This window comes from Streptomyces sp. NPDC002133 (assembly GCF_040296405.1).
GTDB lineage: Bacteria > Actinomycetota > Actinomycetes > Streptomycetales > Streptomycetaceae > Streptomyces.
Genome location: NZ_JBEOXF010000002.1, coordinates 465,755 through 483,934 on the forward strand (window position 1 = coordinate 465,755; position 18,180 = coordinate 483,934).

General features: G+C 71.7%; 13 protein-coding genes. 6 read left to right on the plus strand and 7 right to left on the minus strand.

Features of this window, described 5'->3' with window-relative positions:
• Positions 1–74: 74 nt before the first annotated feature.
• The 3 genes from ABT078_RS04525 to eccE all read right to left on the minus strand — a co-directional run bounded on the left by ABT078_RS04525 (position 75) and on the right by eccE (position 5,729).
• Positions 75–3,230: an SCO5717 family growth-regulating ATPase gene (locus ABT078_RS04525; RefSeq protein WP_351223669.1), complete on the minus strand. Its 3,156-nt coding sequence runs from the start codon at positions 3,228–3,230 to the stop codon at positions 75–77.
• 280 nt (positions 3,231–3,510) lie between these two features.
• A complete protein-coding gene (locus ABT078_RS04530) occupies positions 3,511–4,374 on the minus strand; it encodes a hypothetical protein (RefSeq protein ID WP_502981157.1) in 864 nt (287 codons plus the stop codon).
• On the minus strand, positions 4,374–5,729 hold the full coding sequence (gene eccE, locus ABT078_RS04535; protein ID WP_351223673.1) for a type VII secretion protein EccE: 1,356 nt from the start codon (positions 5,727–5,729) through the stop codon (positions 4,374–4,376). The genes ABT078_RS04530 and eccE overlap by 1 nt, the downstream gene beginning before the upstream one ends.
• 190 nt (positions 5,730–5,919) lie before the next feature.
• Here eccE and eccB point away from each other — a divergent pair, with 190 nt between their 5' ends.
• The 4 genes from eccB to ABT078_RS04555 all read left to right on the plus strand — a co-directional run bounded on the left by eccB (position 5,920) and on the right by ABT078_RS04555 (position 9,533).
• Positions 5,920–7,455 carry a type VII secretion protein EccB gene (gene eccB, locus ABT078_RS04540; RefSeq protein WP_351223675.1) on the plus strand — a complete coding sequence of 512 codons (1,536 nt, stop codon included), beginning with the start codon at positions 5,920–5,922 and terminating at the stop codon, positions 7,453–7,455.
• 59 nt (positions 7,456–7,514) lie between these two features.
• Positions 7,515–8,717: a type VII secretion-associated serine protease mycosin gene (gene mycP / locus ABT078_RS04545; protein ID WP_502981159.1), complete on the plus strand. Its 1,203-nt coding sequence runs from the start codon at positions 7,515–7,517 to the stop codon at positions 8,715–8,717.
• 143 nt (positions 8,718–8,860) lie between these two features.
• Positions 8,861–9,196 carry a WXG100 family type VII secretion target gene (locus tag ABT078_RS04550; RefSeq protein WP_351223679.1) on the plus strand — a complete coding sequence of 112 codons (336 nt, stop codon included), beginning with the start codon at positions 8,861–8,863 and terminating at the stop codon, positions 9,194–9,196.
• A 43-nt stretch (positions 9,197–9,239) separates the two neighbouring features.
• The gene (locus ABT078_RS04555) at positions 9,240–9,533 is read left to right on the plus strand and encodes a WXG100 family type VII secretion target (RefSeq protein ID WP_351223681.1); all 294 of its coding nucleotides are present in this window, start codon (positions 9,240–9,242) and stop codon (positions 9,531–9,533) included.
• A gap of 66 nt (positions 9,534–9,599) precedes the next feature.
• On the opposite strand, the gene ABT078_RS04560 is transcribed toward ABT078_RS04555, so the two are convergent.
• The 4 genes from ABT078_RS04560 to eccCa form a co-directional block, all read right to left on the minus strand.
• A complete protein-coding gene (locus ABT078_RS04560; RefSeq protein WP_351223682.1) occupies positions 9,600–9,845 on the minus strand; it encodes a DUF397 domain-containing protein in 246 nt (81 codons plus the stop codon).
• Positions 9,846–9,930: 85 nt separating this feature from the next.
• Positions 9,931–11,244 carry a YrhB domain-containing protein gene (locus ABT078_RS04565; RefSeq protein ID WP_351223683.1) on the minus strand — a complete coding sequence of 438 codons (1,314 nt, stop codon included), beginning with the start codon at positions 11,242–11,244 and terminating at the stop codon, positions 9,931–9,933.
• A gap of 3 nt (positions 11,245–11,247) precedes the next feature.
• Entirely contained in the window at positions 11,248–11,685 is a 438-nt protein-coding gene (locus ABT078_RS04570; RefSeq protein WP_351223684.1) for a hypothetical protein, read from the minus strand.
• 332 nt (positions 11,686–12,017) lie between these two features.
• On the minus strand, positions 12,018–15,971 hold the full coding sequence (gene eccCa / locus ABT078_RS04575) for a type VII secretion protein EccCa (RefSeq protein WP_351223686.1): 3,954 nt from the start codon (positions 15,969–15,971) through the stop codon (positions 12,018–12,020).
• A 217-nt stretch (positions 15,972–16,188) separates the two neighbouring features.
• Between eccCa and eccD the strand changes: the two genes are divergently transcribed.
• Together eccD and rpsO are read left to right on the plus strand one after the other, a co-directional pair.
• Positions 16,189–17,658: a type VII secretion integral membrane protein EccD gene (eccD, locus tag ABT078_RS04580; RefSeq protein WP_351223688.1), complete on the plus strand. Its 1,470-nt coding sequence runs from the start codon at positions 16,189–16,191 to the stop codon at positions 17,656–17,658.
• Between the two features lie 194 nt (positions 17,659–17,852).
• Positions 17,853–18,140: a 30S ribosomal protein S15 gene (gene rpsO, locus ABT078_RS04585; protein WP_168437547.1), complete on the plus strand. Its 288-nt coding sequence runs from the start codon at positions 17,853–17,855 to the stop codon at positions 18,138–18,140.
• The last annotated feature ends 40 nt before the right edge of the window (positions 18,141–18,180 follow it).

Genomic DNA, 18,180 nt, shown 5'->3' on the forward strand with positions numbered 1-18,180 from the left:
GGGCTGCGGGAATGCGGAGGGGCCCGCACCGTGGATCACGGGGCGGGCCCTCATTGGTCTATACCCTTGCTGCCCTACTGCTGAGGGGCTGGCGGCGCCTGTGGAGGCTGCTGCGGGGGCTGCTGGTGGGGATGTCCGGCGGGCGGGACGGGACCCTGCAGACCGGGCTGCCCCGGCTGGCCGGGCTGCGGCTGACCCGGATCGCCGGGCTGCGGCGGGGGAGGACCGGCCGGGCTCGCCGCCGACTGGGCATGGGAGGGCAGCGACTGCTGCCAGGCCTGCTGCATGCCCGGCTGCGGCGGGTAGGGCTGCTGGCCGCCGTACGGCTGCTGTCCGCCGTAGGGCGGCTGTCCGCCGTAGGGCGGCTGCTGGGGGTTCGGGGCGTACGGCTGCCCCGGCATGGGCTGGCCGGGCATGGGCTGGCCGGGCATGGGCTGGCCCGGCATCGGCGGTGCCAAGTGCGGCGGTTGGTGGCCGTGGCCCACCGACGTCCACAAGCCCTGTGCCTGCTGTGCCCTCACGAAGTCCTCGGCGACCATCGCCGACAGGTTGAAGTACGCCTCGCGGGTCTTCGGGCGCATCATGTCCAGGTCGACCTCGGCGCCCGCGGACAGATGCTCGTCGAACGGCACGACCACGACGCCGCGGCAGCGCGTCTCGAAGTGCTGCACGATGTCCTCGACCTTGATCATCTTGCCGGTCTCCCGGACACCCGAGATCACGGTGATCGAGCGCTGCACCAGCTCCGCGTACCCGTGCGCCGAGAGCCAGTCGAGCGTGGTGCTCGCGCTGCTCGCGCCGTCGACGGACGGGGTGGAGATGATGATCAGCTGGTCGGCGAGGTCCAGCACCCCGCGCATCGCGCTGTAGAGCAGACCGGTGCCGGAGTCGGTGAGGATGATCGGGTACTGCTTGCCCAGCACGTCGATCGCACGCCGGTAGTCCTCGTCGTTGAACGTCGTGGAGACGGCCGGGTCCACGTCGTTGGCGATGATCTCCAGACCGGAGGGCGCCTGCGACGTGAAGCGACGGATGTCCATGTACGAGTTCAGATACGGGATCGCCTGGACCAGGTCGCGGATGGTGGCCCCGGTCTCCCGGCGCACACGGCGGCCGAGCGTGCCGGCGTCCGGGTTGGCGTCGATCGCCAGGATCTTGTCCTGCCGCTCGGTGGCGAGGGTCGCGCCGAGCGCGGTGGTCGTCGTGGTCTTGCCGACACCGCCCTTGAGGCTGATGACCGCGATCCGGTAGCAGGAAAGCACCGGGGTGCGGATGAGGTCGAGCTTGCGCTGCCTCTCCTGCTCCTCCTTCTTTCCGCCGATCTTGAAGCGGGCGGCCGCACCGGAGGGGTTACGGCTCGACCTGGCCTTCTGCTTGTTGTTGCGCAGAAGACGGTCGGAGGACAGCTCGACGGCCGCGGTGTATCCGAGCGGGGCGCCCGGTACGGAACGCTCGCGCTGGTCGTGCGTCATCGGGGTCGGCCACGCGGCCCCGGTGCGCGGGTCGACCGGAGCGGCGGGCGGCTGCGGCTGAGCCTGAGGCTGTCCGGAGGCCTGTCCCTGGCCATGCTGAACCGGGAACTGCGGCGCGTGGGCGGGCGCGGCAGGCGGCAGCGGCGCGGGAGCCCCGGGCTGTCCGGGTTGCGGGAAGCCGTACCCGCCCTGCTGTGCGGGCAGGTTGGGGGTTGCGGGGGCGCCGGGGCCGGGCTGTCCGGGCTGGGGGAAGCCGTACCCATGGTGCTGTGCGGGCGGGTGCGGCGCCGTCGGTGCGGGCTGTCCCGGCTGTCCGGGTTGCGGGAAGCCGTACCCGCCCTGCTGTGCGGGCAGGTTGGGGGTTGCCGGGGCCGCGGGACCGGGCTGGACGGGCTGGGGGAAGCCGTACCCACCTTGCTGCGGTGCCGCGTTGGGCGCGGGAGGGGTGGGGGCCGGCCCCGGCTGTCCGGGTTGCGGGAAGCCGTACCCGCCCTGCTGTGCGGGCAGGTTGGGGGTTGCCGGGGCCGCGGGACCGGGCTGGACGGGCTGGGGGAAGCCGTACCCACCTTGCTGCGGTGCCGCGTTGGGCGCGGGAGGGGTGGGGGCCGGCCCCGGCTGTCCGGGTTGCGGGAAGCCGTACCCACCTTGCTGTGCGGGCAGGTTGGGGCTTGCCTGGGCCGCGGGACCGGGCTGTCCGGGTTGCGGGAAGCCGTACCCATGTTGCTGTGCGGGCAGGTTGGGGGTTGCGCCGTGCTGAGGACCGGCGTCGGCCGCCGGAGCCGGCAGGGCCGGCCTGTCCGCCGGCCCAGTCGCCGGTACGGGCCACTGCGGCGCGGCCGCCGGGGCGGCCGGCTGGAACGCCGGGGGCAGCGGCGGCAGGCCGGTGCCCTGCGCCACCGGCGGGGGAGCCCAGGGCTGGGCCGCGGCCGGGGCGGGCGGGGTGTCCTGCGGAACGGAGTCCGACGGCATATCGGCGGGCGCGTCCGTCGGGACGGAGTCGGCCGGTTCGACGGCGGCGTCCTCAGTCGTGTCCCGTACTGCGTCCTCGGGGGAGGACTCCGCCTCGCCGTCTCCGTCGCCGTCCTGGGTGTCGATCGCGTCCTCGGGCGCAACGTCCTGCCCGCCGTCCGTGACGTCCGCGCCGTGCACGGCATCCACCGGGTCCACCGGGTCCGTGGCCCCGGCGTCGCCGGTCTCGGCAGACGGTGCGTCGGCATCCGCGGCCGGGACGTCGTCCTCGACCGGTGCCTCGCCCGGTGTCTCCCCCGCCGCCTCGGCGGGCGCCTCGGCAGCGGCTTCGCGCTCCGCGATCTCGCGCTTCAGCGCGGCGGGGGAGAAGCGCATTGTTGCCCCGCTCTCCAGGTCCCCGCCGCCGAACGGCTGCGACTCATAGGGCCCCGGGTCCGCGGACGCGACGACCGGAGCAACCGGGGCGACGGGAGCAGCCGGGGCGACGGGAGGTACCGGAGCCGGAGCAACGGGAACCGGCGCGGCAGGCGCAGGAGCAGGAGGCGCAGACGCCCAGTTGGGCTCGAAGCCGCTTCCCGCGGGCAGCCCGGGCACGGCTATCGGTGCTCCGGACGGCGGCGCAGGCGTCGCTCCCTGGCCACCGGTGTCCCCCGACGCATTCTGCGTGTACCAGGCCGGCGGCGTGTAGTCGATGGTGAACTCACCCGTCATCTCTGCGGGCTCCGCGTCGGACTGATCGTCGACGGGCGTGTTCCAGCCCTCGCGGATCTCGTCCCGATCGCCGTTCACTTTGCCTCCTGTGGTCGAGCACCCTTGTGCCGTCGTGGGTGGGGGCGACCGTCACCGTCGGTCCGACCCGCCCGGCTCTCCCCCGTGTGACGCGACGCACCTGCCCGCAGGTCCTCGTCGCGCCCACTCCCAGCCTAATCGTCAACACTGTCAGTACGGCAGAGCGGACCGATCGCCGCCGACTGTCCCGTGCGTCACGTCCTGCCCTCAAGTGGCCGCGTAGTGACCCCAATGCGGCTAAACATGAAGGTCGAACCGGTCAAATCCGCACGGACCCGGGTCAGTCCATCCGGCGTGCGGCGCCCAGGAGCCCGGTCTCGGCGTCCGTCGCCTGCGTCATGACGAACTGACGATCACGCGCCGTACACCACAACGTCACACCATCGGCAAGAGTGGAGAGCGCCTCCGTCTCGCCCCGCGGCAGACTCATGATGCGGCCGATCTGGGCGGCCTCGTCCGGAGACACCCGCTGGATGCCGATCAGGGCCGACTTCTCCATCAGCCTCGGTGCCACCGGGCTGAGATACGGCAGCAGCGTCACCACCGACTGCCAGGGGCCCGACACCACCCGTCCGCGCGGCGGCCGCATTCCGCAGTCGCGCACGACCACGACGGGGCTGCCCGCGGACGGACCCTGCGGCGGCACCCGGCCCACGTCGTGCAGGGTGATGCAGGGCTGTCCGCCGCCGGCCGCCTGGGCGAGGCTCGCCCAGGCCGGGGCCCGGCCCGTCTCGACGGTGATCCGTGCACCCGTCGCGGCCGCGCGCAGCGCCATGACCTGTGCCGTCCACAGCCCGCCGATCAGGGTGACCTCGTACGGCGTCGGCCGGTTGATGCCGAGCACCGCGGGGCGGCCCTCGGCGTCCACACCGATCACCACGCCGTCGTCGCCGACCGGCAGGGCCAGCGCGTCCAGTTGCTCCAGAGCGACGGCGTGCCGGTCGCGGCGCGGCCCGATGAGCCCGAAGCCGATCCTCGGCCTGCCGCCGCGTCCGGTGGGCTGGGCACCGCGCCCGCTCCGTACGGACGGCCCGGCAGGCGACACCGAGGACGACGGCTGCACCGCGGGGAACGCCACCCCGGCAGCCGGTGTCCCGGAAGGCCGCGGCACAGAGCCAGGCGGTACAGAAGTCGGCACGGACATCAGCGTGCACCCCCCAGGGGCAGCGAGGCCAGCAGTCCCGGCAGCTGCTCACGGTCCAGCCGGACCAGTCCGGTCTTCACCCCGCGCGCCGCACGCTCCAGTTCATGACGGGCGCTCACCAGCTCCTCGTCGCTCCGTCCGGTGATCCGCACATGCCCGGTCACCGTCACCTCCTGCCGGTCGCCGCGCCCCAGCGTCAGGCTGAAGGTCGTGGCGAGGGCGGGCAGCGACGTGAGCAGCGCGACGAGCTGAGGCATCGACGCGCCTCCCGGGGCGCCGCCTCCGCGCAGCTGCGGCCATCGCCCGACCCAGTACGTCGTGTGCCTGCGGTCGTCGCAGCGCCAGGTCCGCGACGTCTCCTCGGTGCGCCGCCCCGGCACATCGGCCCGGCTCGCCTGCGCTGTCGCCATCGGGTTGGCGCAGGTGGAGGTCGCGACGGCCCCGATGAGCTCCTGCTCGGTCAGCACGGTCGCGCCGAACCCGGCCCCGACCAGCCGGCTCGCCAGCTGGTCGGCCGCACGCACCACGCACTTCTGGGCACCCGCGAGTCCACCGCCGCGCGCCTCGACCGCCTCGGGGCAGAGCTCGGGGTCGAGCTTGAGCGCGATCCAGGTGATACGGAGAGCAGGCGCACCCGTCTGCGCCTGCAGCGGCGCGTAGTTGCGTGCGGCCACCGACTGCTGCGGCAGATGCGGTGCCGGGGCGGGCTGGGTGTGCTGCACGACCTGCGCCGACTCCAGCCGTATCCCGTCGACGTCGAGCACGTCCCGTACGAGACGCACGGGCAGCGGCTGTGCGCCGCGGTCCGGGCGCAGTGCCGTCGCGTCCGACTCGACCTGCAGGACAGCCGTCAGGAACGTGCCGTCACCGATCATTCCGACCGGGCGCCGGTCGCGGTCGCTGTACGAATAGGTGTGCAGCGCCGGGTCGCACTCGACGACGGGCGCGAGCCCGGGCTCGGTGTCCGGCGGCAGGACCAGCGAGGCGGCTCTGCGCGTCCGTGCGCGCAGGGCCATCACCGTCGAGAGCCACTCGGGCAGCGAGCGCCGGTGCCTGCGGAGCACGGCCAGCAGCACCAGCAGCGCGGCCACCACGCCGGCCGGCACGAGCAGCAGCGGCTCGGTCACCCAGGCGACGAGGAGCAGCGCGGCCGCGCACTCGATCAGTACGAGCTGTTGCAATCGGAACGAACCGAACTGCCCGGCACGGGCCTTGAGGCGCGGCGCGGCCGTGCCCCGATCCCCTGCCGACGATGCGGCGGACCGTGATCGCCGGGGCGTACCGGGGGCCGGAGCGGAGGGGGACACGGTGGACGGCGCGGCCGCGGCCGCCCGCGTGCGCGTCGCGGAAGCCATGATGGAGAAACCCCCAATTCGTCCCGATCACCCTGGCCTGCCAGGGCATTGGCGGCGGCATCACCCTACCCGCCCCGCAAGCCCCCTCGATCAACAGGCATAGTAGGGGGCCGGTCCGGCAACCGGGTTCCGGGGAGCGCTCGCTCCCGGCCCGCGGTGAGGACCGTGGCTTTTCGACCAATGGGGACTCATGGCATCACGGCGGGATGAGCTCAACGCGTACACCTTTGCGAAGAAGCGCACGGTGGCCGCATTCCTCCAACCCTCACCCACGGGTACGGAGGAGGGGGCGCCGCGCCCGTTGCGCGCCGTCGTCCCGAGCCTCGTCGTCGGCGCACTCATCGTGGCCGGCTTCGGTGCCTTCGGCATGTTCAAGCCCAAGGCGCCCAAGGGCTGGGACAAGCCGGGCGCCAAGGTGATCGTCGGCAAGGAGTCCACGACCCGTTACGTGGTGCTCTCCACCGGCAAGAAGAAGCTGCTGCACCCCGTGCTCAACCTTGCCTCCGCCCGTCTCCTGCTCAACCCGCAGGAGTTCGCGGTCATCCAGGTCAGCGATGACGTACTCGACGCCGGCAACCCTCCGCGCGGGCCGATCCTCGGCATTCCGTACGCCCCCGACCGCCTGCCCGACGACGCGGAGGCGGCCAAGCCCAAGCGCTGGGCCGTCTGCGAACAGCCGGGCGGCGGAAAGGGCGCCAGCGTGCAGAAGGCGACGTTCGTCCTCGCCGAGCGCGATCTGCCCAGGACCGACGGCGAGCAGCGGCTCACCGGCGGGCAGGTGCTCTACGTCAAGGGCCAGAACGGCGACCGCTATCTCGTTGACGCGGGTGGCACCAAGTACCTGGTGCGCGGCGAGGATTCGGACGCCGCCGTCCTCACTCGCGCCCTCGTCGGCAGCCGGGAGCCCCAGGCGGTCACCGACGACTGGCTGGCCACGCTCCACGACGGCAGCCCTGTCGAGTTCCCCGAGATCCCCGGAGCGGCCGGCACGAGCGCGGGTGTCGGCGGCGGCCTCACCGAGACCGAGGACCGCGTCGGAATGGTCCTCCAGGCGCAGACGGGCTCCGGCCCGCAGCACTACGTCGTGCTGCCAGGGAAGGTCCGGCCGGTCTCGGACTTCACGGCCTGGCTGCTCATCAACTCCCCGCAGACCGCCTCCCTCGACATGGACGGCAAGGCGACGACCGTGGACGCGGCCTCGTTCGAGCCCGAGTCCGAGGCCTTCGGCGCGGAGCTGCGCTGGCCGTCGAAGCGGTCCGAGCAGGTCAACTCCGCGGGCGGGGCCGACGCGCGGGACACGGTCTGCAGCGTCCTGCGCAAGGTCGACGACAAGGGACGCACGACCCTGTCCACCTGGGCCGGCACCAAATACCCGGCCGACATCACCGCGGGCGGCACCAGTACGTACGTCACTCCGGGCAGCGGCCTGCTCTACACCCAGGTCCAGGGCAGACAGACCAGCCCCGACGGCTCGCTGTTCCTCGTGACGGACACCGGTCTGCGGTACGCGGTCCAGTCGAACGGCGACAGTGACGCCGCCCGCTCCGACATCGGCACCGGCGGCCGGAAGAAGCAGCAGGACGGCCGGCCCGAGCCCAGCCAGGCACAGATCCGCCTCGGTTACGAGCAGGTCGTCCCCACGCTCGTACCGATCACCTGGTCGGAGTTCCTGTCCAAGGGCCCGCGCCTGGACACCAACAGCGCGCGCCGGCCGCAGGGTTCGTGAGGGATGCGCCAGTGACGTACCGTACGGCCGCTCTGCCGGCCGCCGCCCTCACCGTCCTGATGGCCGTGGCCCCGGCCGCGCACGCGGCGGAACCCCCCGCGCGACCCGGCCCGGGCGCTGCCGTCGGCCTCGACGGCAGCGGCGAGTGCACGTTCCCGATGAAGAAGCAGATCGCGAGCATTCCGTGGTCGCTCCAGCGGGTGCTCCTCGACGAACTGTGGCAGGACACCAAGGGCAAGGGCGTCCGTGTCGCCGTCATCGACACCGGAGTCGACGACGTCAACCCACAGCTCAGGCCGGCCGTCGACGCCTCGGCCGGCAGGGACTTCCTCAAGCCCGGCAAGGACGACCGGGACAGCAACCGGGGAAAGACCGACGGCACGGTCGACGAGGTCGGCCACGGCACCAAGGTCGCGGGAATCATCGCCGCCCGCCACCGCAAGGGCACCGGCTTCGTCGGGCTCGCCCCCGAGGCCACGATCATCCCGATCCGCCAGAACGACGAGAAGAACAGCGGCAAGTCCAACACGATGGCGGACGCGATCGACCACGCCATCGCCGAGAAGGCCGACGTCATCAACATCTCGCAGGACACGACGCAGGCGCTGGGCCCGCAGTCGGACCTCGGCCTGGCGGTCGCACGCGCGATCGCGCAGGACATCGTCGTCGTCGCCTCCGCCGGGAACGACGGCATGGACGGAAAGCTGAAGAACACCTACCCGGCCGCCTTCGACGGCGTACTCGCCGTCGCCTCGTCCGACCGCAACAACGAACGTGCCGCCTTCTCGCAGGCCGGTGAGTTCGTGGGGGTCGCGGCGCCCGGTGTCGACATCGTCTCCACCGTCCCCGGCGGCGGCCAGTGCGTCGACAACGGCACGAGCTTCTCCGCCCCGTACGTCGCCGGGGTCGCGGCCCTGCTGCGCGCCAAGTACCCGAAGTGGAAGGCGCACCAGGTCGTCGCCCAGATCGAGCAGACGGCAGAGCGCGCCGTCAACGGCCGTGACAACTTCATCGGCTGGGGCGTCGTCGACCCCGTACGCGCACTGGACGGCGACGCGGGCCCGCCGGAGGCCCCGGCCCCGGACCCGGGTCCGCCGAAGCCGCCGGCCCCCGAACCGGCTCATCTCGCGCTCTCGGAGACCCCGCAGGAGCGCGACGAGCGGTACGCGACGTACGCGCTCGGCATCGGCGGGGTGCTGGTCGCGGTGGTCGCGGGCAGCGCGACGGTGGTGCGGGACAGCCGCCGCAGGCGGGGCCGATGAGCCAAGTCTCCCTACGGGGCTTTGCAGTTGGAACTGTCATATCGAGTGACTAGAGTGAACGAACGGGATCACGCGAGTGACCTGGCACGGGGGCGGCATCAAGGGCTTCCCGTCAGCTGCACACGGAGAAGAAGGGGCACGAGGTGTCGAAAGACCTGAACGTAACCACTAGTGAGCTTGTCTCCCTTGCGGGGAAGGTCCAGACGCTCCAGAGCGAGATCAACGCCCGCATCACCTCGCTCAACGGCGTGGTCGACCGCATCCAGGCGGGCTGGCAGGGCGCGGCCATGAAGGCGTACGACGCGACGCAGGCGAATCTGAACCGGCGTCTGCGGGGTGTGCAGCAGGACCTGGAGAACCTCGAGAACCTCATCAAGATGAGTGCCGACGGGTTCGACGAGGAGGAGCAGCGCCGTATCCGCTCCTTCACCGCCGCCGAGGGCGGCAACGGTGGACAGAGCGCCATCCTGAGCATCTGACGCCTCGCGCCTCGCCTGAACTTCGTCACCAAGGAGCAAAGCAATGACCACTGCCGTCAATTACGACACAGTGACCCAGGCGGCCAGCGACGTCCGCGCCACCTCCACGTACCTCAACGAGCAGCTCGAGACCCTCCTCCGGCACGTCAACCAGGTCGCGCAGACCTGGGACGGTCAGACCAAGGAGGCCTACGGGGCCATCCAGAAGCAGCTCGCCACCGACCTCGCCGGCATGAACCAGGAGCTGGCCACCATCGCCCGTCTGCTGGACGAGTCCGTCATCGGTTACCAGGACACGGACCGCGGCAACGCCGCCCGCTTCCGCATGATGCACTGACGAGCCGCGTTCGCTGGCAAGCGAAGGGGGATGCCGGCCGGCACCCCCCTTCGCGTACGACGACACCTACGTCAGATCGAACTCCCCGTCGCGCGCCCCCAGGACGAACGCACGCCACTCGGCCTCCGTGTACCGCAGCACCGTCTCCGGGTCGAGCGACGATCGCATGGCCACCGCCCCACCGGGCAGATAGGCGATCTCCACCCGCTCCTCGTCCGGACTCGTCCCGGGCGCACCGTGCCACTCGACGTCCGAGATGTCGAGCGCGTACAGCTCTTCCTTCTGGCGTTCCTTGTCAGCTGCGTCGGTCATGGGTGCGGCCCCTTCGGGTCAATCCGGTCGTGCGAGCGAGCTACCAGTTCACCCTACTGGGCCCTGCCGTGCGGGTGAGCGGTGATCACCGGTACCGGATCAGGTGAAAGCGCGCCGCCGCCACCTCGCCGAGGTCGGTGACCGGCGCCGCCGAACTGTCCACCACGCCGATGCCCTGCTCCGACCGGAGGCCGGTGAGCAGCAGCCCCACGGACTCCCGTCTTCTCCGGTCTGTGCGCCGCGCCCAGATCAGCGCACGCGCACCCACCGGCATGGCCGACAGCTCGTCGAGCAGCGAGCCCCATTCGCCGTGCTCGGAGACCGAGATGACGGGCTGTCCGAGCTCACCCAGCGTGGGCCCGAACCAGGCCGCGTACCCGGGCTCTGGCGGCGGGACGAGCGAGCCGTTGCCGGGCTCCCCGCCACGGTTCCAGGCCTCGAGCCAGGCCCACGGGGACGCGTTCGGCAGACCGAAGGGCTGTAGCGCCGCCTTCGGTACGACCAGGGCGGCATCGAGCATGCCGTGCCGCCAGTCGCCGGTGTTGAGGAACGCCTCCGTGTTGCAGGCGAAGAGCCAGCCACGCTCCATCTCGTCGGCGGGACTCGGATTCACCAGCCGCACCGGCTCGTGGTACGCGCGCCGCAGCCAGTCCTGCGCCTTCTCGACGGCCGCGCCGAAGTCGTCCGCCGCTCCCCGGTACGGATCCGGCGCCACGGCGGGTGCCGCGAGCGCCTCGGGTGCCAGCCGTGCGAAGACCAGCTCCGTCACGCCGGCCGTGTCCAGCCGGGCGAGACCGCCCGTCATCCCGTCGAGGAACACCACGTTCCCGTTGTTGTTGTGCGCGTACAGCAGATGCCCGCTCGCCTCGACACCTCCGACGGCCCTGCGCACCCAGACGACGCCCTGTGTCCCGGGACCGGGCTCACGCGCCTGCGCGATGACCTGGTCCCACGTCGCGCAACGCAACTGCTCGGCCTCCGGGAAGTACCGTTTGAGCATCAGCTCCCACCAGCCCGGTGCCTCGTGTGCGGGCTGCCAGGGCAGCGGTGTGGACGGCCCGCCGGCCAGCGCGGCGGCGACGGAGACCACACACCCACGGGAGTTCAGCCGCCGGGCCTGCGTGGCCGCCTCACGCGGTGACGGCGCCTTCGCGTAGGCGGCGGTGTCCCCCCGCGGATCGTTGGCGGCCGGATGGAAGGGCACCCCGCCGTCCTTGGGCACGACGAGGGAAGCGGCCAGCATCGGCGTACGCGGATGTCCGGGCTGCTCGACCGTCCGGCAGGCGAACAGCCAGGTGCCCGCGTCCTCGGCGACGGGGTCGGGAACGGCGAGCTCGACGAGGCCGCGGTAGGTGGCGTTGAGCCAGTCGAGTGCGAGGTGCTGGGGGGTGATGTTCATGGTTCAGGTCTTGTCGGGCGGCCACTCGCCGCGCGTGGGCAGATCGAGGCGGTCGGCCACCGGTATGTGCGAGGGCGGGAAGTGCACAGGCGATCCGTCCTTCGGCATCAGCACCACCACACGCGTGAACGGGGCCTTGCCGAATTCCCCGGCGACGAGATGCTCCTTCGAGTCGAACCGGACCTGCCGGGCGATCGGGTGCTCCTGGCTCGGCTCCGGCTGCACGACGATCGTCCATGGCTCGTCGGTATACGGCTCGGCGAGGAAAGCCCGAGCGGCTTCGACGGCGTCGTTCTTGAGAGCATGGCTGATTCCGACGCCGAATCTATCGGTAGAGGAGGGGGGAAATGCGCGTTGTACCGTGTTCCAGCGTGGCGAGCCGGCCCGTCCGGCCGTCCGGGAACACCCCACGGTGAGGGGTGTTCCCCGCATGGAAGACATGCCCGGTGCCGTACGGGCGGCGGATGGCCACGGCGTTTATGGAACTCCTGGGCCCGTTCGGGCCGGCCGGACCGAGTCCGCGTGGATCGCCCGCCCGGAAACGTCCGGCACCCGGCTCCAGCTCTTCCTCCGCCGCCGTGCGCAGCCCTTCCTCCGCCGCCACCCGCAGCCCTGCCCGCGCCGTGCCGCGGCCCTTCGCACCGACGAACGCCGGCAGCCGGCAGGCCGGCAGGCATCATGGTGAAGGACCGCGAGTACAGGGCCGGGGCGGCACGTCGTCGATGCCGAGGGCGTGGTGGCCGCGCGCGACGTCGACGACACCCGCCGTGCCCCTAGCGGTCCGCCAGCCAGCCCAGCTGCACCAGCGGCGTCCCCCGTTTGCGCGAAACGAAGGTGCCGCGGCCCGGAGGCATCGGGCGGGCGCGGACGTGGCCCAGGATGTCGCCCTCGCCCGGGTCGCCGGAGAGGATCACGCCCTGGGCGCCCAGCTCCTTCATGCGCTGCATGAAGGGTTCGTAGAGCGCACGGGAGGCGCCCGCCGCGCTCCGCGCAACGATGAAGCGGATGCCGACATCACGCGCGAACGGAAGGTTCTCCACGAGCGCCTGCATCGGGTTGCCCGCGTTGGTCGCGACGAGCTCGTAGTCGTCGATGAGGACGAACAGCTGCGGGCCGCTCCACCAGCTCCGGTCGCGCAGCTGCTGGGGAGTGATGTCGGGCTTCGGGGCGCGCTTCGTCATCACGGTGTTGATCGCGTCCATGTGCATCTGCATGGCCGACGCCGTCGGCGCGTACTCCAGCAGATGCGACGACGGCACCGCCTCCAGCATCGTGCGCCGGTAGTCGCCCACGACGATCCGGGCCTGCTCCGGCGTGTACCGCTCGGAGATCTGCTTGGCGATGAGCCGCAGCAGACCCGTCCTACCGGACTCGCTCTCGCCGAAGACCATGAAGAACGGGTCGGAATCGAAGTCGACGAACACCGGCTCCAGGTCCGTCTCGTCGATGCCGATCGCGATGCCGTGCTGCGGGTGCTCGAAGCCCTTCGGCAGCTGGTCCGCGCGCAGCATGCGCGGCAGCAGCCGCACGCCCGGGGCTGCCGCGCCCGACCAGCTGCCCTTCACGGCCTGCACGAACGCCGCCGTGCCGTCCGCGAGATCGACCGAGCTGCTCGAACCGTCGATCCGCGGCAGCGCCCCCATGAAGTGCAGCTTCTCCGGCACCTGGCCACGGCCCGGCACGCCCGCCGGCACGTTCGCCGCCACCTTGCGGTCGAACTCGGAGTCCATGACGTCACCGAGACGCAGCTCGAGTCGGCCGAGCATCTGGTCCTTGAGCGCCGCGCGCACCTCCATGTAGCGCGCGGCGGTGACGACGACATGGATGCCGTAGCCGAGACCGCGCGCCGCGATGTCCGCGACGACCGGCTCCAGCATGTCGTAGTCGTTCTTGAAGCCGCCCCAGCCGTCGATGACCAGGAAGACATCTCCCCAGGCCTCGCCGGGCAGTTCACCCGCCGCCCGCTTGCGCCGGTACGTGGCGACGGAGTCGATGCCGTGCGAGCGGAAGAACTCCTCGCGCCGGTTCAGCACGCCCGCGACCTCCGCGACCGTACGCCGCACCCGTTCCGGGTCCAGCCGGGACGAGACCCCGCCCACGTGCGGCAGGTCCGCGAGCGAGGCGAGACCGCCACCGCCGAAGTCCAGTGCATAGAACTGCACTTCGTGCGGGGTGTGGGTGAGCGCGAACGACGAGATCAGCGTGCGCATCATCGTCGACTTGCCGGACTGCGGACCGCCGACCACCATCATGTGGCCCGCCGCCCCCGAGAAGTCCCGGTACAGCACCTCGCGCCGCTGCTCGAACGGCTTGTCGATGAGACCGAGGGGCACGACCAGACCGCCGGGGCGCGTGTACTCGGACGCCGTCAGCCCGCGGTCCGCCGTCTGCGCGAGACCCGGCAGCAGCTGGTCGAGCGGCGGTGCCTGGTCCAGCGGCGGCAGCCACACCTGGTGTGCGGGCACGCCCTGCCCCTCCAGACGGCGCACGATCACATCGAGCACGGTGTCCGCGAGCGCGTCGTCCTCGCTGTCGCGCGAGGCTGCGAGATACGCCGGATCGGGAGCCGCGTACACGACCGGGACCGGCGCCGCGGTGAAGACCGCGGGCCGCCGCTCGATCGGCAGCTGGTCGGCCGAGAGCTGCGGCCCACCCGTGCGGTACGTACCGGACACGTACGCCGCCTTGAAGCGGGTCATCTCGTCCGTGCCGAACTTCAGATAGCCCGAGCCCGGCACCGACGGCAGGTGGTATGCGTCGGGCACACCGATCGCCGTGCGCGACTCGGCCGCCGAGAACGTCCGCAGACCGATCCGGTACGAGAGATACGTGTCCAGTCCGCGCAGCTTGCCCTCCTCCAGGCGCTGTGAGGCGAGCAGCAGATGCACACCCAGCGAACGGCCGATCCGGCCGATCTGGATGAACATGTCGATGAAGTCCGGCTTGGCGGTCAGCAGCTCGCTGAACTCGTCGATGACCAGGACCAGCGAGGCCAGCGGCTCCAGCGGGGCACCGGCCGCGCGCGCCTTCTCGTAGTCGTGGATGTTGGCGTAGTTGCCCGCCGAGCGCAGCAGTTCCTGACGGCGCTGGAGCTCACCGCGGATCGCGTCGCCCATGCGGTCGACCAGCGTCAGGTCGTCCGCGAGGTTGGTGATGACCGCGGCCACGTGCGGCATCTGCGACATGCCCGCGAAGGTCGCACCGCCCTTGAAGTCCGCGAGCACGAAGTTCAGCGTCTCGGACGAGTGCGTCACCGCAAGACCGAGCACCAGCGTGCGCAGCAGCTCCGACTTGCCGGAACCGGTCGCGCCCACGCACAGCCCGTGCGGGCCCATGCCCTCCTGCGCGGCCTCCTTGAGGTCGAGCATCACCGGCCGGCCGTCCTCGCCGACACCGATCGGCACCCGCAGCCGCTCCGCCGTCGAGCGCGGCCGCCACGTGCGCGTGACATCCACCGACGCCGCGTCGCCCAGGTTCAGGAGATCTGTGAAGTCCAGGTTGGCGAGCAGCGGTTCGTCGTCGTCGCCCCCGCCCATCCGCAGCGGCGCCAGCTGCCGCGCCAGCGCCTCGGCGGCGGGCAGCGAGATCCCGTCCGGCACGCCCTCGTACGTGTACCCGGCGCCCGACTCCAGCCGCAGCCGGCCGGGCCGTACGACGATCGAGAGCCCGCCCCGCGGCTCGTCCAGCTCACCCGGGACGACCTCGACGACCGTGACGCCCTGCACTCCCTCGGCGGCCGCGAACAGCGAGTCCGGCGGCACCATCCCGCCGTCGAGCACGACGACGATGTGCGGCTGGTCCAGGACCGGCCGGCTGTCCCGGCCGAACCGCGGCCGCCCGTCCAGCCTGCTGCGCAGCAACTGCTCCAGCTCGCCCAGGTCGTCGCCGAACAGCCGCTTCGTACCGGCCCCGTCGACCTGCCCCGGCACCTGGGTGTGCGGCAGCCACTTCGTCCAGTCCCAGCGCGCCACCGCGCCGGGCGCCGCGACCACCGCGACCATCAGGTCCTCGGGGGAGTGCAGTGTCACCAGCTGCGACACCAGCGCACGGGCCGTCGACTGCGCCGACTCCGGCTCACCGGACACCGTCACGTGGTAGAACGCCCGCATCGACACGGCCATCGGCAGTCCGTCCAGCGACCCGTGCACCGCCAGGAACTGCTGCATGGCCCCCGCGCACAGCGGCTCCAGCTCGTCCACCGGCGCCGTGTCGGGCGCGATGAGCGGCGTCGACAGCTGCTGCGCACCGAGCCCGATGCGTACCTGCCCGAAGTCCCTGTCGCCGATCCGCCGTTCCCACACCCGCGAGCCCTCGGCCACCACGGACCACAACTGCTCGGGGGCGGGGTGCAGATACAACTGCGCGTCGCGCTGCGCCCGCGCGGTCCTGCGGACCGTACGCCGCGTCTGCGAGAGGTATTTGAGGTAGTCGCGGCGGACATCGGCAATTTGCCCCTGCGTACCCTTGCGGAATCTGACGAGTTGGGCGATCGCCATCGCGACCGTCGACACCAGCATCAGCACACCCATGATCCGCATGAACGGATGGGCGTTCGGCATGAAGAAGAACACCACCGAAGAGCCCATGCCGAGCATCGGCAGAAGCTGCATCAGCATGGACTCCTGCTGACCCCGCGGCAGCTCCGGCGGGGACTCCAGCGTCAGCTCCTCGCTGGGTACTTCGGGTGGAAGGGAGCGCGGCGGGCGTTTGACGACGATCTGGCTCACCGGTTCATCGATTCCTCGGTACGGACGGAAGCCGGAGGTCTGACGATGCCGGAATCCGCACCGGCGCCCCCGTGACTGCCTTTGCTTCGCGGACTTCCCTCCGCGCGACGGTGATCCTACTTGCAGGCGGTGACAGCACGTCCCGGTAGGGTGTCCGCGCATCGTGCGCAACCGCGAATCAGCCCGTGCGCCAACGCCATTCAGGGGGTCCAGACACGTGAGTACGACCGCAGCGACCGGCTTCTGCCGCGTCACTGTCGTGGCGCCCGACAGCCGGATCGACGTCGCCCTCCCGGAGGACATCGCCGTCGCCGACGTCTACCCGGAGATCCTGCGGCTCACCGGCCAGACGCAGTCCGCGGGAACTCCCACCGGGTACCACCTGGTCCGCCGTGACGGCACCGTCCTCGACGGCGCGCGCACCCTCGCCGCCCAGCAGGTGCTCGACGGGGAGGTGCTCAGCCTCCGCCCGTTCGCCCAGTCGCTGCCACCCGCGGTCTTCGACGACGTCTCCGACGCCGTCGCCGCGGCCGTCACCCGCGACCGCCATCTGTGGAGCGACGACCTGCTGCGGGGCGCCGGACTCGTCGGCGGAGTGCTGCTGCTCGTCCTGATGGGCTTCGTGCTCTGGTTCGCCGACCCGCTCCGTCACGACATGCACAGCCTGCCCGGCGTCGTCGCGGGCGCCGCCGGTGTGCTGCTGACCGCCTTCGCCGGCGTACGGGCCCGGGTCTACTCCGACCGGGCGAGCGCCGTCGCCCTCGGCCTCGGCGCGCTCCCGCTGCTGCTCATCGCCGGCTCGGGGATCGTCGGCCCCGCGGCCGGCCACGGACCCGGGAGGCTGCAGTTCCTGCTCGGCTGCGTGACGGTGCTGGTCGCCTCGGTCGCCCTGGTCGTCCTCACCCCGAGCGGCGACGCGCCGTTCGTCGCCGCAACCTTCCTGGCCACCGTCGGCACCCTCGCCACCTTCGCCGCGATCCTCGCCGAGGCGTCGGCGACCGCGACCGCCGCGGTGTGCGCCCCCGCGGCGATCGCCCTGGTCGCCTTCCTGCCCGGCCTCTCGGCCCGCTTCGCCCGGCTGCCCATCGGATACGCCTCGCCACGCAGCGCGACCGACGACGACTTCCACGCCGAGCCGCACGAGACGCCGCAGGCCCGGCCCGTCGATGCGGAGCGCATCGCACTGCAGGCCCGCCGCGGCCACGAGATGCTGCTCGGCCTCGTCGGCGGCTGCGCCGCGGTCGTGGTCGGCTCCGCGGCCGTCCTCGGTTTCGCCGGCAACGTCTGGGGCCAGTTCCTGGCCCTGGCCGCGGGTCTGGCCATGCTGCTGCGGGCCCGCCTCTTCCGCTACACCTCGCAGGTCGCCTGCGTGCTGGTCGCGGGCATCGCCGCGATCGCCCTGCTCGTCCTCGGCCTCTCCCTGAACCCGCCGGCCGGCCTGGTCAAGGACCTGCTGATCTTCGGGGACCGGGGCGGCCTCGACATCCGTACGATCTGGCTCACCGCGGCCGTGGCCGCCGGAGCCGCGCTGTTCACCGCCATCGGGCTGGTCATCCCGAAGAAGGGCCTCTCACCCTTCTGGGGCCGGCTGCTCGACCTCACCGAGGGCGCGGTGCTCCTCTCCCTCGTCCCGCTCTGCCTGGCCGTCCTGGACGTTTTCGACGCGGCCAGGTCGCTGACCAGCTAGGACACCCGGTCAGGGCTGCCGGTTCGGGCCGGTGAGCACAGCGTGTAAGCTTATCGACGGCCGTTTGTGTACGCGCCCCCGGACCCATCTGGGAGCAGCGCCCATCGCGCCTTCGCCTCCGAGTAACGGAAGCTCCCCTGAGATCAAGACCAGGGGCACTCGCAGGCGCATCGAACACCGAAGAGGAGTACCGAGTGTCTCTCGACGCCGCTACGAAGAAGCAGATCATGGCCGAGTTCGGCACCAAGGAGGGCGACACCGGCTCCCCCGAGGTCCAGGTCGCCATGCTCTCCCGCCGCATCTCGGACCTGACCGAGCACCTCAAGACCCACAAGCACGACCACCACTCCCGCCGTGGTCTGCTGATCCTGGTGGGCCAGCGCCGCCGTCTGCTGCAGTACCTGGCCAAGAAGGACATCCAGCGCTTCCGTGCGCTGGTCGACCGCCTCGGCATCCGTCGCGGTGCGGCGGGCGCGAAGTAAGACGCCGTGAAGGGAGCGGTTCCCACTCTGAGGGGGCCGC